Source organism: Nocardioides sp. (assembly GCF_035697785.1).
Taxonomy (GTDB): domain Bacteria; phylum Actinomycetota; class Actinomycetes; order Propionibacteriales; family Nocardioidaceae; genus Nocardioides_B.
Map to the genome: position 1 here is coordinate 1 of NZ_DASSCL010000005.1, position 20664 is coordinate 20664.

Consider the following 20664-nt stretch of genomic DNA (forward strand, 5'->3'; position numbering starts at 1 on the left):
CGTAGCACGGCGCGCTCACGCTCGCCCCTCCCCAGGGCTCCGGCACGGCCAGGCCGAAGACGCCCAGCTCCTTCATTCGGTCGATGAGCTCGCCCGGGTAGGTGTTGGCGTGCTCGAGCTCGCGGGCCACGGGCCGCACGGCGTCGTCGACGAATCGTCGTACGAGCTCGACGATCTCGCGCTCCTCCGGCGAAAGGTCGTCCATGTCCTCTGCTCCTTCCGCGATCGACGCCGGTGCGGTCGTCAGCGGCGCAGCGTGATCGTGCCGACCGCCAGGTCGTGCAGGCCGCGGTTGTCGCGGTTGAAGACGAGCGGCGGTACCACCAGGCAGATCAGCGCGGTCCGGGCCAGCGCCTGCAGCAGGTTCACCGGCCGGCCGTCGAGGCGTACGACGGCAAGCCGGAGCGCCAGCTGCCCGAAGGACCCGCCGACGAGCGCGGTGAGCACGGCGGCCTCCACGAGGAACACCCCCATCGGCGCCCAGGCGGCAGCGCCCTGTCCCCACACGCCGCTGCCGAACAGCGCCGAGGCCACGAGCAGTGACGCGATCCAGTCGATGACCAACGCGAGGATCCGCCGCCCCCACGACGCGACCGACCCGGGACCGTCGGCCGGGACGCCGAGCCGGGCGCCCGGGTAGGGCTCGGCGCCGGGGGTGCTGGCGGGCTGGGGCACGGCGACAAACTACCCGGCGCCCCCTCGGCGTCTCCTCGGCGCCCCTGCCCGGCCCTCGGCGTGGTGTTACATGGGCGAAACAAAGGGGATACGGTCAAGAAACCGCATCTCCGTAGGTTGCGGACCGGTGGTGCAGTGTCGCGCCGCCCGATCCATGCTGACTTGAACTGGCCACGCCGTTGGCCGCAGGAGGACGAATGTTCGCAAACAGCGACGAGCTGCTGAAGTACGTCAAGGACGAGGGCGTCGAGATGGTCGACGTGCGCTTCTGCGACCTCCCGGGCGTGATGCAGCACTTCACGGTTCCGGTCTCGTCGTTCGACCAGTCGGTGTTCGACGACGGCCTGAACTTCGACGGGTCCTCGATCCGCGGCTTCCAGGCGATCCACGAGTCCGACATGTCGCTGTTCCCCGACCCGACCACGGCGTACCTCGACCCGTTCCGCACCGCCAAGACGCTGGTGGTGAACTTCTTCATCCACGACCCGATCACCGGTGAGGCCTACAGCCGCGACCCGCGCAACATCGCCCGCAAGGCGCAGACCTACCTGTCCAGCACGGGCATCGGCGACACGGCGTACTTCGCCCCCGAGGCCGAGTTCTACGTGTTCGACGACGTGCGGTTCGAGACGAAGGCCGAGACCGGCTTCTACGCGATCGACTCGGTGGCCGGCGCCTGGAACACCGGACGCGAGGAGGAGCGCGGCAACCTCGGCTACAAGGTCAAGTACAAGGGCGGCTACTTCCCGGTCGCGCCCACCGACCACTTCGGCGAGCTCCGCGACGAGATCGTCATCGAGATGGAGAAGGCCGGCCTCCTCGTTGAGCGGGCACACCACGAGGTCGGCACGGCCGGCCAGGCCGAGATCAACTGGCGCTTCGACGAGCTGCTGAAGAGCGCCGACAACGTCATGAAGTTCAAGTACCTCGTGAAGAACGTTGCCTGGCGCAACAGCAAGACCGCGACGTTCATGCCCAAGCCGATCTTCGGGGACAACGGCTCCGGCATGCACTGCCACCAGTCGATCTGGAACAATGGCGAGCCGCTGTTCTACGACGAGGCCGGCTACGCGGGCCTGTCCGACATGGCGCGCTACTACATCGGCGGCCTGCTCAAGCACGCCCCGTCGCTGCTCGCGTTCACGAACCCGACGGTGAACTCCTACCACCGCCTGGTGCCCGGCTTCGAGGCGCCGATCAGTCTCGTCTACAGCCAGCGCAACCGGTCGGCCTGTGTGCGGATCCCGATCACCGGTTCGAACCCGAAGGCCAAGCGCATCGAGTTCCGCTGCCCCGACCCGTCGGCCAACCCGTACCTCGCCTTCTCCGCGCTGCTGCTCGCCGGCCTCGACGGAATCAAGAACAAGATCGAGCCGCCGCAGCCGATCGACAAGGACATCTACGAGCTGCCGCCGGACGAGCTGGCCGAGGTCGACCAGGTGCCGACGTCGCTGGGCGCCGTGCTCGACAACCTCGAACGCGACCACGAGTTCCTGACCGAGGGCGGCGTGTTCACCCCCGACCTCATCGAGACGTGGATCGAGTACAAGCGGTCGGCCGAGATCCTGCCGGTGCAGCTGCGGCCGCACCCGCACGAGTTCGAGCTCTACTACGACATCTAGAAACGGCCGGTCGCTGACCTGCTCGGATGTCTGGAAAAGGACTTCCGACCTGCGAAAACATCCCGCAACGCTTCCCAACGTTGCGGGATGTTTCTCGTTGGTCTGTTACATCAGGGTTGGATAGCGAGATCGCCAGCAGGAAGGGACAGTAACGCAAGGACTACGACGAAGGCCCACTCCCCCCTCGTCACCAGGGCTCCTACCGTCGAATGTGCGGCCCCGTCTGATACCCCGTTGGGGACCCCCCGTCAGACGGGGTCGCACCTTGCGATTCCGGTCAAGAATCTCTCGATTCGGAACATCCACCGGCCTGTGCAAGCTGTTCAGACCTCAGTAAGTCAGCGGGCCCTTCGCGACGATCCGGACAAAGAATGTCTCGGGCGGCTGGTTTTCGTCGCAACCGAAGCCCTGCCCGAGCACCTTGTACGTGCCGCTGCCTTCCACATTGGCGTAGGCCCTGGTGCCCTTGACCGTCTTCCAGGTCCCACGCTCAGTGAACGTGAACAAGCAGGTAGCCGGGTCGAAGGAGTCCTTGCCACTGCCCTGCGGCTTGTGCCTGATGATGACATTCCCGTCCGGGAACTTGAACCTGTCCTTGAACTCACCGGTCACGACGTCGACGCCCTTGGCGTGGATCGGTCCAGTGGCTGCGATCGGACCGCCTTCCTCATTCGGGTCGGTCTGGATCAGCACGAACTTCTGGTCGCCCGGTGCTGCGCTGCCGGACGCACTGACCGCTGGCACGTTCAGCATCGCTCCGGTCAGGACGACAGCACCGAGTGCGAGGATGCGCGATCTGGTCATGACTCCCCCCTCCGGTGGGAACTCTGGATCCCTCATCTTGTCACCGACTGCCACGCTGTCGAGTCCCCACTGTTTAGGTAGAAGATCGTGACAGCCCGTGTGCCGATCGCCATCTGTGGGCCGTTTCGCCCCCTATGCCAATTCTGGGTGCGGAGCTTCGTCGGCAAGCTGGCGCGAGTCGGTATCCACGCGATTCGCCCGCATCCGCCACGGCAAGCCGCACCACTACTGGGCCGACACACGTGAAGCAGCGGACCTGCTCGGCGTCACGGGCAAGCGGGTACGTCAGCTCATCCGCACGGACCTTCTGCCGGCGGTCCAGGCGACGAACGGGCGCTGGTACTTCCGACGCGCGCAGCTCGAGGTCGTGGCTCAGAGGCCGTGAGGGGGCCTGACGGTCACGATGGCGACGAGGTCGGGATGACCCACGGTCGGCAGATAGTCCCGGAGATATTCGGCGTGGGCGGCATGGACGGGAGTCGCGACGTAGCGTTCCAGCGTGCGGCGCTCGTCCGCGGTGCGGCCTTGAGCTGCGTGGATCTGCGCGATGTCGAGCCCCGCAGCGGGGGTCATCCCGACCTCCCATGGTTCCTTCGCTCGCTCGAAGGCCGCCACGACGGCGCCCTGGTCCTCGAACTGGTCGAGCCACGGCAGCCCGGACTCGAGGAGCCCAGTGCGAGCGAATGTCGCGGATGACGGATCGTCGAGCGACCACCAGGCGCTGCCGAACTCACCGGTCATGACTTGGGTGAGGCCGACGCGAAGGTCACAGTCGTACTCGTTCACCCATGCACCAGGATGCTTGGCCTGCTTCCCCCTGGTGATCTCTGAGACCCGCACACCCAGATCCACTCGGAAGGAGCCGTACAACCTTTCTCGAAGACCTGGCACCTCGGTCCACGCCGGTGGCTCCTTTGGCGCCATCCAGAAGTGAACGACGTGAACCAATCCGTTGGGGTTCACGCGGTTGAAGCTGTGCCGGCGCTTATGGAACCCAGCGGCCTTGAGATCAGGCGAGGACGTGGCAACAGCGTTCTTCATCGCCTCGGCATACTGGGTCGCCACCGCCCAAGTATCAGCTTCGGGGAGCAGCAACCGCAGGCAAAGCAGGTGTCCTCTCGAACCCGCCGGACCCCCGAGCCCCCTCCCCCGCGGTCCGGCCAACGGATGCCGAACCCTTCCGTTCCCTGACCCTTCATGACGGCGTCGGCCGTGGTCTGACAGCTCCGTGTGTGAAAGAGCCATGTGCGAGAGGTGGCTGGTTGGCACGACGCCTGGGGACCCCGGCCGGGGTCCCTGGACCGGGCACACCGCAGCCACCATCGGCAGAGGGCTGCGCATATCCCTGAGACCCTTTTCAGGAGCCCTTGGGAACGGGTCGAAGTCCGGTCACTACTACGACATTTGGTCACGCGTGGGTGATGCCCACCGGCTTGGTGCCTGAGAACGGCCTCTGACCTGCGAAGACTCTTCCAGCGTCGGGGGTCGTTTTCGTGCGTAACCTGAGGGCCATTCCAAAGCAGAGGAGCGCCCGATGGGCAAGGTGGTCATGTACGGCTCCGTGTCGGTGGACGGCTTCATCGCGGACGAGTACGACCAGCCCGGACCGCTGTTCGACTGGTTGCTCAGCGGTGACGTCCCGCTGGACGAGAGCGGCGTGTTGAAGGTGTCGCAGAAGTCCTACGACTACACCCGGCCGTACTGGGACCAGATCGGGGCGACAGTCAGCGGCCGCCACGTCTTCGACATGACGGACGGCTGGGACGGGAAGCCCCCGGGCGGGGTCGACCACGTGGTCGTCGTGACGCACCGGCCGAAGCCCGAGGGCTGGGACCCCGAGGCGCCGTTCCACTTCGTCGACGGCGTGGAGGCAGCCATGGCCGAGGCGCAGCTGCTTGCGGGTGACCGCATCGTCGAGGTCGCCGCTGGCGACGTCGGTGGCCAGGTGCTCGCCTCGGGCTTGGTCGACGAGGTGCGCATGGACGTCGTACCCGTCGTGTTCGGGTCCGGCAAGCGCTACTTCGGGTCGGTCGACGCGCAGCAGCTGTTGGAGAACCCCGACGTGGTGATTCAGGGCAACCGGGTGCTTCACCTGCGCTATCGGGTGCGCCGTTGACGATCTGAGCGGGTACGCGAAGAAGTCCACTGCGGACGGTGACACGGATCGAGCCACCGGCTGCGTTGAGCATCGCTGCCCCGGGACCGACGTTCCGGCCATCATCCAGCCAGCGATCACACCCTCATCGGCTGCTGGTGTGTGATGGCTGTGTCACGGCGTCCTGCTTTGGGTGAATCGCACGACCGAGCGCCGATTGGGGTGGCGGCGGAGATGCATCTGTGTTTACCTGGATGAGCGACCAGCACCCAGACCCCGTGCCTTCTTCGTGAGAAGTGGCTCGGGGTTTTCGCGGCTGGAGCACCGCGTTGGTCCGCCTGCCCCCGGGTCGACGCCACGGCAAGGCTCCTCGTCCGGTGCCCCGTCCTGGACGAGGAGTCCTGTTGCCGGACCCCTCCCCGGGCGCGAGCTCGTCGACGGCGCGGGACGTTTGGTCGACGGGGCTGGCGCGCTGGACGCGCGACCGCTACGACTGTCGTATGTGGCGACAGCGACGGGTTGTTCCCCTGCGACTGTTGGCTGCCGGGCTGCTCACAGCGACCGTCCTCACCGGGTGCACGGCCGCGCCGGACGGCGATGTCGAGGACGCGGCCGCCCGGTTCGCAGACGCCGTCGCTGCGGGTGACGGCACAGAGGCCTGCCGACTGCTGGCACCACGCACGAAGTCCGAGCTCGAGGCCAATGCCGGTGAGCCGTGCCGAGACGGCATCGTCAAGGAAATGCCGAGCCGACCGGGCGGTGCGGAGAGCGTGCGCGTGGAGGTCTTCGGCACCGCGGCCCGGGCCCGCACCGGTCGGGACACGATGTTCCTGGCCCGGTTCCAGGGCGGTTGGAAGGTGTCGGCAGCCGGCTGCACATCGACCCCGTCGGGCATCTACGAATGTGTCCTGAAGGGGTCGTGAGCCGATGCGCACCTCGTTCATCGTCTACCTCCTGATCATCGTCGGCGGGCTCGTCTACTTCTTCACGATCGCGACGAGGCACGCATGAGTCGGTTCCTCCGGGAGACCTCTTTGGCGTCGGTCTTCCTGCTCCTGTTTCTCGTCACGCTGATAGGCCAGGCACTCGCCGGTTGGCAGCAGTTCAACGCGGAGCAGTTCGCCGACGGGCTCGGCCAACTCACCTTCTGGCGCTACGTCACCACGGCGACGTTCGCCGGCGACGTGACAGAGAACTGGCAATCGGAGTATCTGCAGTTCCTGCTCTACACCGTCGGCACCATCTGGCTGTTGCAGAAGGGCTCGCCGGAGTCGAAGAGCCTCGATGAGGGCGGCCTGGAGACCGACCAGGAGCAGAAGGTTGGCCGCTATGCGGTCGAGGACTCGCCACGCTGGGCGAAGGTCGGCGGCGCGCGTACGACGCTCTTGTCCTGGTCGCTGTCGTTGGTGATGGCCAGCATGTTCTTTGCGTCGTGGGGTGCTCAGTCGCTGGCCGGCTGGGCACAGTACAACGAGACCCGCCTCGAGCGGCTGCAGTCTCCCATCACGTGGGGCGAGTACGTGCTGAACGCCGACTTCTGGGCCCGGTCGATGCAGAACTGGCAGTCCGAGATGCTCGCCGTCGGCTCGATGGTGGTGCTCTCGATCTACCTGCGGCAGCGCGGCTCCCCGGAGAGCAAACCGGTCGGACAGCCGCACGCCAGCACCGGCATCGAGTCCTAGCAGGCTGACCCGCACGATCCGGACAAGACCACATTCACACACGGTGGGCGCCGCCGCTACGTTGAGGTATGGGTCCTCGCGCAGGCCTCGTGGCTTGGCTCGGTCTGCTGGCGTTTGTCCTGATCGTCCCCCTGGTCACGGCCTGGACCCTCGTCGACCCGTCTGACACGACCCTCGCCGCGGAGCTCGCGACCGCATCCGGGCTGCTCGCGCTGGCGGTCCTCTTCGTGGCGCTCCTGATGCCCGCCCGGTTTCGTTCGCTGGTGTCCACGCTGGGCATCGAGAAGATCCTGCGCAGTCACCGCGTCCTGGCTCTGACGGCGTTCGGTCTGGTCGCGCTGCACGTCGTGCTGGTGCTGTTCACCGACCCGAGGGGCCTCTCCATCCTCGACTTCCGGGACACGACGGCTGCCGCCTGGGCGGGTTCGGTTGCGACCGTGGCTCTCGCGATCGCGGTCGGTCTGGGCCTGCGCCGACGGAAGCGACGGCCTCGGTACGAGGGATGGAGACTGCAGCACATCGCGTTGGCGGCCGTCGTGGTGGTGGGCGCCTGGCTGCACATCTGGTGGCTGGACAACCTGATCGGCAACCCGGTGATACTGCTCTGGTTCGCGCTGCTGGCTTCGGCCACGCTCATCATCGCCTCACGGCGCTGGATCTGGCTTCCGTGGCGTGCACACCGACGGTCATACCTGCTCGAGGAGGTCGTCCCCGAGGCCGGCGACGCAGTGACTCTCGTGATGCGCGCGCACGGGCACGAAGGCAGGCCGTTCGCCGCCGGTCAGTTCGCCTGGCTCAAGATCGGGTCGTCGTCGTTCGTCTTCGAGGAGCACCCGTTCACCATCGCTTCGACGGCGGAGCAGCCGCACCGCAAGGAGTTCACCATCAAGGCGCTCGGAGACTTCAGCGAGCTGCTCCGCGGCCTGCGACCCGGACGGCGGATCTTCCTCGACGGACCCTACGGAGGGTTCACCATGAACGGCCTGGAGAGGTCCGAAGGTTTCGTGTTCATCGCCGGCGGGGTCGGGCTCACGCCGATGCTGAGCATGCTGCGAACTCTGAGCGACCGCCGGGACCGCCGCCATCACCACCTGATGATCGGCGCGCGCACGGTTGAGGAGCTCATGCTGCGGTCGGAGATCGACAAGCTGCGAGCCGAGCTGGACCTGGCAGTGACCGAGGTGATCGAGGCTCCGCCCTCCGAGTGGCTCGGCGAGACCGGCCGGATCAACACCGATCTGCTCGAGCGCTGCCTGCCCCCGCACTACCGGCACCACGACTACTTCCTGTGCGGCCCACCGCCGATGGTCGCCGCAGTGGGAGCACAGCTCCGCGAACGCGGGATCCCCACGCGTCGGATCCACACCGAGCAGTTCGAGGTCGTCTGAGCGACGACGGGGGTGGACCCGAGACCGTGCCCGTCGTCATGCTGGGCAGACCGACCTACGCGCTCGACCACTGAGGAGAACCCGATGCAGGGTCTGTCCCTGGAACGCCTGATCGACGAACAGCTGGCCGCGGCCCGGTCCGCCAGCGCCGGCCGCAGCGCACGGACAGTCCACGGTGGCCAGGAGCACGCACTCCGACAGACCCTGATCGCACTCGCGGCGGGCCACAGCCTGGGCGAGCACGAGAGCCCCGGCGAGGCGACCCTGCAGGTGCTACGAGGCTCCGTGCGGCTGCGGGCAGACGAGGAGACGTGGTCCGGGACGACCGGTGACTTCCTGCTCATCCCCGATGCCCGTCACGACCTCGAGGCGGTCGAGGACTCGGCCGTGCTCCTGACCGTGTCCCTCAAGGATGGGCGCGAGTCGGCTGGAGGCTGATCGTGATCCGGGTCCGCGCTCAGCAGGTAGCGCGGATGTCGTCGATCAGGCTCTGCACGTCTCTGCCGAGCGTGGACACCGCGTTGGCGACGGCGCTCAGGGTGTCGGCGGACACGGCGTCCTGAGCGGCCCGGAAGCTCCTCTCGAGCTCCGCGATGCCGGCCTGCACCGTGTCGATCTGTGAGGAGAACTCGTCGGCAGCATCGTCCCTGACGGTCGCCAGGTCGGACTTCACGGCCGCGAGCCCGTCCTGGAGCTCGCCGAGCGCGCCGGACGACCTGATGTCGACGTCCCTCACGCTGTCGACGGACGTCCTGAGGTCGTCGACGGACGTGCAGACGGCCGGGGTCTCCTCACTGCACGCGACGAGCGAAACGCTCAGGAGCAGCGCGGCGACCGTGCCGAGGGCTGTTCGCTTCATGGTTGTCTCCTCGTGCGGCAGCACGTCAATCGTGCTGCCCGTCCTGGGAGCCGTCGTCGTACACACCAGATGAGGTCGTCGGCGCCGAGACGTGGGCAGCGCCCCTGCACAAGTGCGCGGAATGTCCACAATGGGCCGATAAGGGCTGGTCGCGCGTGCCGTAGCTGGGTCATCACAACATGCAACCGCCAACCGGTCGAGCGGTCTCGAATATCACCCGGACAGAGTGATCCGACGAAGCCCGACCCAGCGGTGGGATGAGCACGACGGGCGACGCCGTCCCGCCACCATGCAGCTCATCAGTCAAGGAGGGTTCGGCAATGACCGAGCAGACCACATCGAGCCGTTCCGCGGGTCGAGCACAAGACGCCAGCCCCTGGGCGGCCGGCTTCATCGCGTTCGCCGGAGTCATGATGATCATGGCCGGCGCGTTCCAGTCCCTCGCCGGCCTCGTCGCCATCTTCGAGAACGAGTTCTACGTGACCACGCCGAACTACTTCCTGCAGTTCGACGCCACCTCCTGGGGCTGGATCCACCTGCTCATGGGACTCCTGGTGCTCTTCGCCGGCTTCGCGGTGCTGAGCGGACAGACGTGGGGCCGGGTCGTCGGTATCACGTTGGCCACGTTGAGCGCCATCGCGAACTTCGCCTTCATCCCGTACTACCCGTTCTGGGCGATGACGATCATCGCGGTCGACATCTTCGTCATCTGGGCGCTCGCCGCGCACGGCCGCGACCTCGCCGCGATGTGACCCGCGAGCCAGGGCGTCGGTGAACGGTCGGCCTCCGCGACCGGAGGCGGAGGAGAGGGGTGCATCGGAGCCGTCGCACGCGGTGGCTCCGCGCACCCGGCCGTTCGCGTCCAGCTTCCTGGTGGGCGCGGCCGCCTTCACCATCGCCCTCGCCGGCGTGCGTTCCGCCGCGGACATCGTCGGACCCGTCTTCCTGGCCCTGGTCATCACCGTCACGGTGCATCCGATCCGCACCTGGCTGGAGAGGGGCCGTCTGCCGACGTGGGCCACTTCCCTGCTGATGCTCGTGATCGCCTACCTGCTGCTACTCCTCCTCGCACTCGCCCTGCTGGTCTCGGTCGCGCAGCTGGCATCACTGGTGCCGCAGTACGTCGACCAGATGACCGACGTGGTCATGAGCGCCGCCAGCACCCTGGAGAGCCTCGGCGTCGACCAGGCCCAGATCGACGCGGTGGCCGGGGCCGTCGACCCGGGGCAGGTCGTCGAGGTCGTCGCGTCTGTGCTGGCCGACACGCTCGGGCTGGTCACGGACGTGCTCTTCCTGGTCACCGTGCTGCTGTTCATGGCCTTCGACACCAACTCGACCCGCCGCAACCTGGACTCCGTCGCAGAACGCTTCCCCGACCCGGTGTCAGCAGTGCGGAACTTCGCAAGGGGCACCCGCAGCTACATGGGCGTCTCCGCCGGCTTCGGCCTGATCGTGGCCGTGATCGACGGTGTCGCGCTGTACCTTCTGGGCGTCCCCGGCGCGTTCGTGTGGGCCGTGCTCGCCTTCGTCACGAACTTCATCCCCAACATCGGGTTCGTCATCGGCCTGATCCCCCCTGCCTTGATCGCCCTGCTGGAGAGCGGACCGGGCCTGATGCTGACGGTGATCGCCCTCTACAGCGTGATCAACTTCGTGATCCAGTCGGTGATCCAACCACGTGTGGTCGGCGATGTCGTCGGCCTCTCACCGACCTTGACCTTCCTGTCCCTGGTGTTCTGGACCTGGATCCTCGGGCCCCTTGGAGCACTGCTTGCTGTCCCCTTCAGCCTGCTCACCAAGTCCCTGCTGGTCGAGGCCGACCCACGCGGACGGTGGGCGGAGACGCTCATCTCCGGCAAGCCGGAGCCGGTGCTGGCGGAGACCACGACCGAGTGAGGGCGAGATGGCGGCGGATCTCAGCGCACCTGGCGGTGCGAAGGCCGCGACGGAGGCCGTCCTGCACCGGCTGCCGCCGTGGCTGCAACGGTGGGTGAACACGGCGCTCGACGCCTGGCCGGGCCGGATCCTCGTCAACACCATCGCCTCCTTCGTCCGGATCGAGACGTTCGACCGCTCGATGACCCTCGCGGCGCAGTTCTTCTCGTCAATACTCCCGATCGTGATCCTGTTCGCCACGTGGGGGGACCCGGATGAGTTCGCCGAGGCGCTCGACATGCCCGAGGAGTCTCGCTCCGTCGTCGAGCAGGCGGTCCAGGGAGCCGAAGGGTCCGCGTTCGGCGTCGTCGGCGCTCTGGTCGTGCTGGCGTCCGCCACCAGCCTGTCCCGCGCGCTGACCCGCGCCTTCGCGGCGATCTGGCGGCTGCCGCGCCCCCGGGCCAAGCTCGCGTCGGCTTGGCGGTGGGTGGCCGTGATCCTGGTGCTGGCGCTGTCCCTGGTCGTCGTGCGCGCGGTGGCCGAGTCGATGTCCGTGCTGCCGCCGCGCGAGGTGTGGCCGGTGGTCGCATCCTTCGCCCTCGACATCGCGGTCACCATCTTCGTCCCCTGGGTGCTGCTCTCCGGTGATCTGAGACCACGTCTCCTGGTCCCGGGCGCCGTGATCTTCGCGGTCGTGATGCTGGCCGTGCGCCCGGCCACGCAGGTGTGGCTGACCCGGGCCCTGGAGGTCAGCGCCGACCGCTACGGCTCCATCGGAGTCGCGTTCACCTACCTCACCTGGTTGTACGTCCTGTCCTTCTGCTTCCTGACGACGGCCGTGCTCGGGCAGACGATCGCCACCGACCCCGGAAAGCTCGGCGGCTGGATCAGACGCGACGGAGTATCACGCGCTGCGGGTGACGACCACGCGCCCGGACCCTTCGAGGATGGACCAGGCCGAGAGGAGACCCGACATGGCTGACCCAGACCCTGCGGTGCGCCAAGGGACCGGCGAGCAGTCGCCGTCCTACGGTGGGGCATCATCGCGGCCGTCCCGGGGTCGCTCCGTGGCGGCGATCATCTGTCTGGTGCTCGCAGCCCTGCTGACCACACCGGCTGCCGTGGCGTTCTGGGGCCAGCGCACGCTCAACGACACCGGGCGCTACGTCGAGACCGTAGGCCCGCTCGTCCAGTCCCCCGAGGTCCAGGACGTCATCGCCACCACCGTCACCGACGCCATCGAGCAGCAGGTGGACATCGAGGCGCTGCTCGACGACATCTTCGCCGACGTGATCACCGACCGGCCACGCCTGGAGCGGCTGGTCGGGCCGCTCGCGGCCGCGATCAACGGTCTGATCGACCGTGAGGTCCGCGCCCTGGTCGCCTCCGACGAGTTCGCGGCGTTCTGGACCAGACTCAATGCCCGGGCCCAGCAGGCGCTGCTCAGGGTGCTGACCGGCGACGAGTCGGGCGCGGTCGCCCTCGAGGGTGACCAGATCGTGCTCAACGTCGACCAGGTGATCAACCGCGCCAAGGAGCGTCTCGTCGCGCGAGGTCTGACCGTCGTGGAGAACGTCCCCATTCCCGAGACCGAGCGTCAGATCGTGCTCATGGACGCGCCCCAGGTGAAGCAGCTGCAAACGATCTACGCATTCGGAAACCCGGTGGCGCGGTGGCTGCTCCCGCTGGTCGGCCTGCTGTTCCTCGTCGCCTTCGTCCTGGCCCGGAACCGTCCGCGGATGACGGTCGCGATCGGCGCCGCGCTCGCGGTCAACGCCCTCCTGATAGCTCTGGCACAGTCGGTCGGCGGCCAGCTGTTCGTCAACGAGCTGGCCGGCACCGTGTTCGGTCCGGCGAGCCGGGTCTTCTTCGACACCTTGCTGGCGTTCCTCGACCGCGGCCAGCAGGTCGTGTTCTGGCTCGGCCTGGTGCTGATGCTGGCGGGTTGGTTCGCCGGCTCGAACCGGTACGGCTCCGCCGTCCGCACGACCACGAGCGGAGGACTGGAACGGGCCGGTGGCGCCCTCGCCGGCGCCGGGACGGGCGTGGGCCGGGCCGGACGGTGGACCACCGACAACGCCGGCTGGCTGCGCGTGGTCGTGGTCGTCCTCGGCGGCGTGGTCCTGCTCTGGGGCAACGACGTGTCGATGAGCCGGCTGTGGTGGTCCTTGGCGCTCGTGCTCGTGCTGCTCGCCGGCATCCAGGTCCTGGTGGGTGCGGGCCGAGAGCCGGCGTCGACCCCGAGACCACGACCTGTCAGTCCCGAGGCGGCAACAGCTCCTGCGCCTTGACCCTGAGGCCTCCTTCGCGCCGTCGTGGCCGACCTGACCGGTGCCGTAGGTTCGGCTCATGCAGACCCCCGACCTGTCCCGCTACGCCCTCGTCGTCGTCGACGTGCAGCAGGGGTTCGACGCCCCGTCCTGGGGAGTGCGCAACAACGCGGAGTGTGACGCCAACATCGACGCGCTCGTCCACCACTGGGCGGCGCGGGGCCGGCCGGTGGTCTACGTGCAGCACGACTCGGTGGACCCGGGGTCCCCGCTGCACCCGGACTCGGCCGGGCACCTGCTCAAGGACTACCTCTCCGACGTGACCCCGGACCTGGTCGTCCGCAAGACGGTGAACTCCAGCTTCCACGGCACGCCGGACCTCGACGAGTGGCTGCGCTCGTCGGAGCTGGCGGGGATCGTGGTCTGCGGCATCACCACGAACCACTGCTGCGAGACGACCGCCCGGGTGGGCGGCAACCTGGGGCACGACGTGCTCTACGCACTCGACGCCACGCACACGTTCGACCGCGAGGGACCGGACGGGACGGTCGTGACCGCCGACGAGCTGGCCCGGGTCACGGCCACCAACCTGCACGGGGAGTTCGCGACCGTCGTCGGCACCGCCGAGCTGCTCCGCTGATTTCGGGCCCTCCGCGCCCGGATAGGGTCGGCATGTGAGAGCGCTGGACGACGGCTGGCAACGCCCCGGGCCGACACCGGAGCAGCGCCGCGCCGACCTCGTCGTGGGCGTGCTGATGGGGCTGGGGTCCGTCGCCTTCGTGGAGCTGCTCCGGGCCACCCCGGGCGGGGCCGACCTCGCCGGCCGCAGCACCGAGGCGTACCTCTGGGCCCTCGCCGCGGTCCTGCCCCTCGTCGTGCGCCGTCGGTTCCCGATCACGGTCATGCTGCTCTGCTCGCTCGCGTTCTACGGGGCGGGCGAACGTGTCCCGCCGGTCAGCTACTCGATGTTCGTGCAGATCGGCCTGTTCATGTCGATCTACACGGCCTGGGCGTGGGCCCGCCACCGGCGCGCCCTGCACGTCACGAGCGGGGCCGTGGTGCTGGGCATGTTCGCCTGGCTGGTCCAGCTGGTCGTGACCTCCCCGCTGCCGGACGTGCCGACGGCCGCGGGCCTGGCCAGCCCGGCGGTGGCGCTCACGCTGATCACGTTCGGCATCAACATCGTCTACTTTTTCGGTGCGATCGCCTGGGGGCTCGCCGCGCATCGAGCCGCCCGGCAGCGACTCCAGCTCGAGCAGCAGGCCGAGGAGCTGCGCACGGAGCGCGACCGCAGCGCGCGACGGGCCGTGGTCGAGGAGCGGCTGCGGATCGCGCGCGACCTGCACGACGTCGTCGCCCACCACGTCACCGGCATCGGTGTGCAGGCCGCCGCAGCCCGGCACGTGCTGGACAAGGACCCGGCCGGAAGCCGTGAGGCGCTCACCGCCATCGAGTCCTCCAGCCGGTCGGCCGTCCGGGAGATGCACCAGCTGGTGGGGCTGCTGCGTGACGATGCGGACCCACACGAGGTCCAGCCCTCGCTCAACGGCCTTCGCGACCTGGTCGGCGAGGTCGCCGACCACAGGCTGGAGGTCGACTACCGCGAGGTCGGCGAACCGTTCCCGGTCACTCCGGCGGTCGGTACGTCGGCGTACCGCACCGTCCAGGAGGCGCTCACCAACGTGCGCCGGCATTCCACCGCACGCCGGGCCGAGGTGGTGCTGCGCTACCTGCGCGACGGCCGCACGGTCGAGGTCGAGGTGCTCGACTCGGGCAGCCCGACGGGCGCGGCCCTGGACGGTCGACCGGGCTTCGGGCTCACCGGGGTGCGTGAGCGGGTGGGGCTGCACGGCGGCGAGTGTGAGATCGGGCCACGGCCCGACGGCGGCTTCCGGGTGCGGGTCCGCCTTCCGGTGGAGGCGGCGTCGTGACGGCGTCGACGACGGTGGCGCTGGTCGACGACCAGGACCTGGTCCGCACCGGGTTCCGGATGATCCTGTCGGTCGAGGACGACCTCGAGCTGGTCGGCGAGGCCTCCGACGGTCTCGAGGCCACCCGCCTCGTCGCCGACGTGCAGCCGCAGGTGGTGCTGATGGACGTGCAGATGCCCACCATGGACGGCATCGAGGCGACCCGCCGGATCGTCGACGCCGGGGACACGAAGGTCGTCATCCTCACCACGTTCGAGCGCGACGACTACCTGTTCGCGGCCCTGGAGGCGGGGGCGTCCGGCTTCCTGCTGAAGAGCTGCACGGCCCAGGAGCTGGTGGGTGCGATCCGCAACGTCGCCGACGGACACGCCCTGCTCGCACCGCAGATGACCCGGCGGCTGATCGAGCGGTTCACCGCGCAGCAGGACCGGCCGGCCGCTCCCGTCGAGTCGGCACCCGCCGCCGAACTGGAGTCCCTGACCGGACGCGAGCGCGACGTGCTGGCGCTGCTCGCGCAGGGGCTGAGCAACGCCGAGATCGCCGAGGAGCTCGTGGTCGGGACCGCGACCGTGAAGACGCACGTCTCCCGCATCCTGACCAAGCTCGACCTGCGCGACCGGGTGCAGGCCGTCGTCCTGGCGTACCGGACCGGCCTCGTCGACGGACCGGGTCCGTCCGCAGGCTGATCCCGCGGATCACCCGTGCGACGGACGACGCCGGGACCCCGGCTGCCTAGGCTCGAGGCATGCTCAGCGTCCACGACCTGACCCGCGCCTACGGTGATGCCACGGTGCTCGACGGGGTCTCCTTCGACGTCCGTCCGGGACGGGTGACCGGCTTCGTCGGCGCCAACGGCGCGGGCAAGACCACGACGATGCGGATCGTCGTGGGAGTGCTGGCCGCGACCCGCGGAGAGGTCACCTGGGACGGCGCGCCGATCACCGTGGAGCAGCGCAGACGGATCGGCTACATGCCCGAGGAGCGCGGCCTGTACCCGAAGATGCGCGTGCGCGAGCAGCTGGCCTTCTTCGGCCGCCTGCACGGCCAGTCCAGGGAGGAGGCGGAGCAGCGCGCCCACGAGCTGCTGGCCCGCCTCGGGCTCGAGGAGCGTGAGCACGACGTGCTCGAGACGCTGTCCCTGGGCAACCAGCAGCGCGTGCAGATCGCCGCCGCGCTCATGCATCGACCCGACGCCCTGGTGCTGGACGAGCCGTTCAGCGGCCTCGACCCGATCGCGGTCGACTCGATGGTGTCGCTACTGCGCGACGAGGTCTCGGCCCAGGTGCCGGTGCTGTTCTCCAGCCACCAGCTAGAGCTCGTCGAGAACCTGTGCGACGACCTGGTGATCCTCTCCCGGGGCCGGGTGGTGGCCGCCGGCGCGGTGGAGGACCTGCGCCGCCGCGAGGCCGACCGCTTCCGCGTCGTGCTGGCCCAGGGCAGCGACGCGGGCACGCTGCGTGACCTGCCCGAGCTCACGGTGCTCGACGCCGCGGGACCCGAGGCGCTGGTCGAGCTGCGCGAGGGACCACCCGAGAAGGTCCTCGAGATCATCCAGCGCACGGCCCCGGTCGCGGAGTTCGCCCGGGTCGTGCGTCCGCTCGCCCAGGTCTACCGGGAGGTCGTCCGATGAGCACCGCTGTCTGGCGGATCGTCGCCGAACGCGAGGTCAGCACCCGGCTGCGGGACAAGACGTTCCTGGGCGCCACCGCGATGTCGGTCCTCTTCGTGCTCGGCTTCTTCGTGATCACGTCGATCCTCGGCAGCGGGTCCGACGAGTTCGACGTCGCGGCCGCGTCGCAGGACGAGGAGCGGATCGCGCGCTCGGCCGAGCAGGTGCTGCGCGCCTCCGGCGTCCCGGACGCCGAGATCACGGTACGCCGGGCCGACAGCACGGGCGCCGCGGAGGCGCTGGTGCGCGACGGGGACGCGGACGTGGCCCTCCTGGCCGCGGGCGACGGCTACACGCTCGTCGGCGACGACGACGTCGACCCGGCGCTCGGTGCCGCCCTGACGAGCGCCGTTGCCGAGGACGTCCTGCAGACCAACGCGGACGTCCAGGGCGTCGACCTCGAGGCGCTCGCCCAGGGCAGTGAGGTGGACCAGCGGCTGCTCGACCCGAACGCGGTCGACAGCGACGCGCGGTCCGGCGTCGCCTTCGCGTTCGCGCTGGTGTTCTTCATGACCGCTCTGGGCTTCGGCATGACCATCGCGCAGAGCGTCGCCCGCGAGAAGGAGAGTCGCGTCGTCGAGATCCTGGCGGCCGCCGTACCGATCCGCGCGCTGCTCTGGGGCAAGATCATCGGGAACACGCTGCTCGCGCTCGGGCAGGTGCTGCTCATGGTCGTGGTCGGTCTGGTGGGTCTGGCTTTCACCGGCCGTCGGGAGCTGCTGACCGGGATCGGCTGGGCGGTGGTCGCCTACATCGCGTTCTTCGTTCTCGGCTTCCTGGCCCTCGCGGCGCTGTGGTCGGTCGCGGGTGCGCTCGCCAGCCGTCAGGAGGACCTCCAGTCGACGACCCTGCCCGGTCAGATGATCCTGCTCATCCCCTACTTCGTCTCGGTTCTGGCCAGCGAGAAGGTGCAGACCGTCGTCTCGATGCTGCCCATCGCGTCGACGATGGTGATGCCGGGACGGATGGCCAAGGGCGACGTGCCCTGGTGGCAGGTCGGTGTCGGCATAGCGCTCACCGTGCTCGCGGCAGTGGTGTTCGTCCGGATCGGTTCGCGTCTCTACGAGCGCACCCTGCTGCGCACCGGAGGTCGGATCGGCTACCGGGAGGCGTTCCGGCTCACGGCATGACCTCGTTGGTGGCGCCCCCGCCCGTGGAGTGGGAAAGGTCTCCGACCGGGGGCGCCCCCTTGCGTCGGCATGGGATCAACGCACCAGAAGCGTGACAGCAGCACCGCAAAACAACGTGAAATGCCGACCCGTCAGACCCCTCGCAGCCGGCGCAGGCCGGGGAGCAGGCTCTTGGACAGCGGCCGTTCGCCGTCGTGCGCCTGCCGGACCGCGGCGCGCACTTCGGCGACCGACTCGCCCTTCACCAGGAACCCGCAGGCACCGGCCCGCAGCGCCTGGTCGACCCGCGACGGCTGACCGTAGGAGCTGAGGACGAGGACGCGCGCGGCGGGATCCCTGGCCAGGATGCCCTCGATGGTCGACACCCCGTCCATCTCGCGCATCGACAGGTCCATCACGATCACGTCGGGGCGCAGGTCGCCGGCGAGGCGCACCGCGTCGGCCCCGTCACCCGCGGTGCCGACGACCGAGAAGCCCTCGGACTCGTCGAGCACGCCCGTCAGCCCGTGCAGGATCGCCTCGTGGTCGTCCACGAGCAGCACCCGGATCATGGTCCGTCCGCCCTTCAGTCGCGCCCTCGACCAGACGGCAACCGTGCCGGACGCTCCTTGGAAAGACCTTGTGCTCAGGTCCTACTCGACTGCGTCGACCGGGAACCTCGCCTCGAGCAGCGTCCCTCCCGCCGGGGCCGGCGTCGTGCGCACCGTGCCGCCGACGTCGCTGATCGTGTCGGCCAGCAGCCGCAGACCGATGTGGCCCTCCGGGGCACCTCCGGCCGCGAGGCCGACGCCGTCGTCTTCGACCTGGACGACCACCTCGGGACCCTCGTGGAGGACTCGGATCGTCGCGTGCTCGGCCCGCGCGTGCCGGGTGACGTTGCGCAGCCCCTCCCGGATCACCCGGTAGGCCAGCCGGGCCGACCCGCCGGACAAGGCGCCGTTGGCGGACACGTCGATGGTGACGGTCAGGGTGTCGCTCTCGGCGGCGCTCGCCAGGTCGCCGAGAGCGTTGCCCAGGCCTTCGGCCTCGAGGTCGGGAGGGTAGCTGTCGGTGATCAGCCGACGCAGTGCGGCGACCGAGTCCAGGAGCACCTCATGGGCGCGTTCGAGGGTGAGCCGCCGCTTGCGATTCCGGTCCTCCCCCTCGCCGCCGTCGGCCTCGATCAGGGGCAGCGCGTACGCCAGGCCGGCCAGCTCCTGGATGACGCCGTCGTGCAGGTCCTGGGCGATCCGCCGGCGCTCGAGGTCGGAGGCGAGAAGAGCGTGCCGGGTCAGCCGCGACCGCTCCTGCTCCCCTCGCTCGATGCGGCGGGCCAGGGCAAGTGCGAGCGGGAACACGGCCAGCTGGAAGAGCAACAGCCCGCCCACCATGAGCGGCAACATGCCGGTGAGCAGCGCCATCCGGTTCTCGTCGAGCTTCTCGGTCGAGAGGTACGCCTCGACCAGGACGTCCTCGCCGGCGCCGTCCCGTGCTCCGACGTACACCTCGAGGAGCTGTCCGGCCCCCTGCTCCGCGACGTTCTCCTCCCGGTCCACGTCGCTGACCTCGGCCACGACCTCGTCGGTGCCGAGGAGGTCCCGCACGTCCGGGGCAAGCGTGAAGCTCCGTCCGATGATCCCGTCCTCGTCGGACCAGAGCACGGTCCCGTCGCTCGACCACACCTTCACGTGCCGGAGGTCGCCGTCGCGGAGCTGCGGCTCGATGAAGGCATCGAGTCGCTCGATGGCTGCTGTGTCGCCCTCGCGGAGGGAGGGCGTGACCTGTCCGGCGACGAAGCCGGCCAGGCCCTGGGCCTGGGACGTCCCGTCGCGGAGCGCCTCCGCCCGGGCCAGCCGGTCGGCGGCGTACACACTGACGGCAGCGAGCAGCAGCACCGCGACGATGCTGCTGATCACGAACCGTCTCAGGGCGGTCCGGACCACCGCGCCGGAGTGGGCCTCGCGCGGCTCAGCGCTGCCGAGGGACATGGACGATGCCGACCCGTGTCGCGGTCGCCACGGCCTCCAGCTGTGAGTGTGCGTCCAGCTTGGCCAGCACGTTCTTGATGTAGCTGCGACAGGTGTGCAGGGAGATCCCCATCGACCGGGCCGCGGTGCGTGCGTCCTGGCCGTCGGCGAGGAGCTCGAGCACCTCCTGCTCACGCGGTGTCAGCGAGGGCAGGTCGACCGGGGTGTTGTCGCGGGTCGACACCAGCCGCTGGAGCAGCTGCGGGTCGACGATGAAACCGCCCGGCCGGGCCGACCGGAGGGTGTTCAGCAGGTCATTGAGCGAGCCGTTCTTCGCCAGCAGCCCGCACACTCCAGCGGCGGAGGCACGCCGCATCACGATCTGGTCGGCGTGCGCGGTGAGGATCACCACGCGGATCCCCGGGCGGAGGCTCGCGAGCTCCGCGGCCAGGGAGATGCCGTCCTCGCGTCCCAGCAGGAGGTCGACCACGGCGATGTCCGGCGCATGCTCCCGGGCGGCCTCGATCGCCGTCGCCCGGTCGGCCGCGACCGCCACGCAGTGCAGATCCGGCTCCGAATCAAGAGCCAGGGCAAGCAGCTCTGCGAACGTGCTGTGGTCGTCGACCACCAGCACGCCCATATCCCCCGGACCACCGCCCACAGTCCAACCCCCAACATCCGGTCACCCAAGACGTCGACCCCCGTCGACCTTGTTTCA

The 20664-nt window shown here is 69.1% G+C and carries 24 protein-coding genes; 16 read left to right on the forward strand and 8 right to left on the reverse strand.

Going from position 1 to position 20664, the window contains the following annotated elements; all coding sequences use genetic code 11:
• Positions 1-205: acyl-CoA dehydrogenase family protein (locus VFH10_RS00650; protein WP_325124976.1), on the reverse strand; the 205-nt coding region annotated here is incomplete at its 3' end.
• 38 nt (positions 206-243) lie between these two features.
• Positions 244-675 (reverse strand): RDD family protein, encoded by a 432-nt coding sequence (locus VFH10_RS00655; RefSeq protein ID WP_325124977.1) that lies wholly within the window; start codon positions 673-675, stop codon positions 244-246.
• A 197-nt stretch (positions 676-872) separates the two neighbouring features.
• Here VFH10_RS00655 and glnA point away from each other — a divergent pair, with 197 nt between their 5' ends.
• A complete protein-coding gene (gene glnA / locus VFH10_RS00660) occupies positions 873-2297 on the forward strand; it encodes a type I glutamate--ammonia ligase (RefSeq protein ID WP_325124978.1) in 1425 nt (474 codons plus the stop codon).
• Between the two features lie 330 nt (positions 2298-2627).
• On the opposite strand, the gene VFH10_RS00665 is transcribed toward glnA, so the two are convergent.
• Entirely contained in the window at positions 2628-3101 is a 474-nt protein-coding gene (locus VFH10_RS00665; protein ID WP_325124979.1) for a hypothetical protein, read from the reverse strand.
• A gap of 115 nt (positions 3102-3216) precedes the next feature.
• Here VFH10_RS00665 and VFH10_RS18335 point away from each other — a divergent pair, with 115 nt between their 5' ends.
• Positions 3217-3486 (forward strand): helix-turn-helix domain-containing protein, encoded by a 270-nt coding sequence (locus VFH10_RS18335; RefSeq protein ID WP_414689819.1) that lies wholly within the window; start codon positions 3217-3219, stop codon positions 3484-3486.
• Here the strand turns inward: VFH10_RS18335 and VFH10_RS00670 are convergent.
• On the reverse strand, positions 3474-4166 hold the full coding sequence (locus VFH10_RS00670; protein WP_325124981.1) for a DUF4304 domain-containing protein: 693 nt from the start codon (positions 4164-4166) through the stop codon (positions 3474-3476). The genes VFH10_RS18335 and VFH10_RS00670 overlap by 13 nt on opposite strands.
• A gap of 469 nt (positions 4167-4635) precedes the next feature.
• Here VFH10_RS00670 and VFH10_RS00675 point away from each other — a divergent pair, with 469 nt between their 5' ends.
• The 5 genes from VFH10_RS00675 to VFH10_RS00695 all read left to right on the forward strand — a co-directional run bounded on the left by VFH10_RS00675 (position 4636) and on the right by VFH10_RS00695 (position 8704).
• Positions 4636-5217, forward strand: a complete 582-nt coding sequence (locus VFH10_RS00675) for a dihydrofolate reductase family protein (protein WP_325124983.1) — start codon at positions 4636-4638, stop codon at positions 5215-5217.
• 515 nt (positions 5218-5732) lie between these two features.
• Positions 5733-6119 (forward strand): hypothetical protein, encoded by a 387-nt coding sequence (locus VFH10_RS00680; RefSeq protein WP_325124985.1) that lies wholly within the window; start codon positions 5733-5735, stop codon positions 6117-6119.
• 84 nt (positions 6120-6203) lie between these two features.
• Positions 6204-6878, forward strand: coding sequence for a DUF6766 family protein (locus VFH10_RS00685; protein ID WP_325124987.1), 675 nt, complete (start codon positions 6204-6206; stop codon positions 6876-6878).
• A 68-nt stretch (positions 6879-6946) separates the two neighbouring features.
• On the forward strand, positions 6947-8266 hold the full coding sequence (locus tag VFH10_RS00690) for a ferredoxin reductase family protein (RefSeq protein WP_325124989.1): 1320 nt from the start codon (positions 6947-6949) through the stop codon (positions 8264-8266).
• An 84-nt stretch (positions 8267-8350) separates the two neighbouring features.
• Positions 8351-8704, forward strand: coding sequence for a cupin domain-containing protein (locus VFH10_RS00695; RefSeq protein ID WP_325124991.1), 354 nt, complete (start codon positions 8351-8353; stop codon positions 8702-8704).
• A 19-nt stretch (positions 8705-8723) separates the two neighbouring features.
• Here the strand turns inward: VFH10_RS00695 and VFH10_RS00700 are convergent, their stop codons facing one another.
• Positions 8724-9125 (reverse strand): hypothetical protein, encoded by a 402-nt coding sequence (locus VFH10_RS00700; RefSeq protein WP_325124993.1) that lies wholly within the window; start codon positions 9123-9125, stop codon positions 8724-8726.
• 320 nt (positions 9126-9445) lie between these two features.
• On the opposite strand from VFH10_RS00700, the gene VFH10_RS00705 reads away from it, so the two are divergent.
• The 9 genes from VFH10_RS00705 to VFH10_RS00745 all read left to right on the forward strand — a co-directional run bounded on the left by VFH10_RS00705 (position 9446) and on the right by VFH10_RS00745 (position 18000).
• The gene (locus VFH10_RS00705) at positions 9446-9877 is read left to right on the forward strand and encodes a DUF7144 family membrane protein (RefSeq protein WP_325124996.1); all 432 of its coding nucleotides are present in this window, start codon (positions 9446-9448) and stop codon (positions 9875-9877) included.
• An 82-nt stretch (positions 9878-9959) separates the two neighbouring features.
• A complete protein-coding gene (locus tag VFH10_RS00710; RefSeq protein ID WP_325124998.1) occupies positions 9960-11021 on the forward strand; it encodes an AI-2E family transporter in 1062 nt (353 codons plus the stop codon).
• A gap of 7 nt (positions 11022-11028) precedes the next feature.
• Entirely contained in the window at positions 11029-11982 is a 954-nt protein-coding gene (locus tag VFH10_RS00715) for a YhjD/YihY/BrkB family envelope integrity protein (RefSeq protein WP_325125001.1), read from the forward strand.
• Complete coding sequence (locus tag VFH10_RS00720) at positions 11975-13291, forward strand: hypothetical protein (RefSeq protein ID WP_325125003.1); 1317 nt, start codon at positions 11975-11977, stop codon at positions 13289-13291. The genes VFH10_RS00715 and VFH10_RS00720 overlap by 8 nt, the downstream gene beginning before the upstream one ends.
• A 58-nt stretch (positions 13292-13349) precedes the next feature.
• A complete protein-coding gene (locus VFH10_RS00725; RefSeq protein WP_325125005.1) occupies positions 13350-13910 on the forward strand; it encodes a cysteine hydrolase family protein in 561 nt (186 codons plus the stop codon).
• A 34-nt stretch (positions 13911-13944) separates the two neighbouring features.
• A complete protein-coding gene (locus VFH10_RS00730) occupies positions 13945-15201 on the forward strand; it encodes a sensor histidine kinase (RefSeq protein WP_325125006.1) in 1257 nt (418 codons plus the stop codon).
• Entirely contained in the window at positions 15198-15887 is a 690-nt protein-coding gene (locus VFH10_RS00735) for a response regulator transcription factor (RefSeq protein WP_325125008.1), read from the forward strand. The genes VFH10_RS00730 and VFH10_RS00735 overlap by 4 nt, the downstream gene beginning before the upstream one ends.
• A gap of 59 nt (positions 15888-15946) precedes the next feature.
• On the forward strand, positions 15947-16831 hold the full coding sequence (locus tag VFH10_RS00740) for an ABC transporter ATP-binding protein (protein ID WP_325125010.1): 885 nt from the start codon (positions 15947-15949) through the stop codon (positions 16829-16831).
• Positions 16828-18000 (forward strand): ABC transporter permease, encoded by a 1173-nt coding sequence (locus tag VFH10_RS00745; protein ID WP_325125011.1) that lies wholly within the window; start codon positions 16828-16830, stop codon positions 17998-18000. The genes VFH10_RS00740 and VFH10_RS00745 overlap by 4 nt, the downstream gene beginning before the upstream one ends.
• Positions 18001-18131: 131 nt before the next feature.
• On the opposite strand, the gene VFH10_RS00750 is transcribed toward VFH10_RS00745, so the two are convergent.
• The 3 genes from VFH10_RS00750 to VFH10_RS00760 form a co-directional block, all read right to left on the reverse strand.
• Complete coding sequence (locus VFH10_RS00750) at positions 18132-18551, reverse strand: response regulator transcription factor (RefSeq protein WP_325125013.1); 420 nt, start codon at positions 18549-18551, stop codon at positions 18132-18134.
• Between the two features lie 81 nt (positions 18552-18632).
• Positions 18633-19967: a sensor histidine kinase gene (locus VFH10_RS00755; RefSeq protein WP_325125015.1), complete on the reverse strand. Its 1335-nt coding sequence runs from the start codon at positions 19965-19967 to the stop codon at positions 18633-18635.
• Complete coding sequence (locus tag VFH10_RS00760; protein WP_325125017.1) at positions 19948-20580, reverse strand: response regulator transcription factor; 633 nt, start codon at positions 20578-20580, stop codon at positions 19948-19950. Before VFH10_RS00760 ends, VFH10_RS00755 begins: the two co-directional genes overlap by 20 nt.
• Positions 20581-20664: the final 84 nt, after the last annotated feature.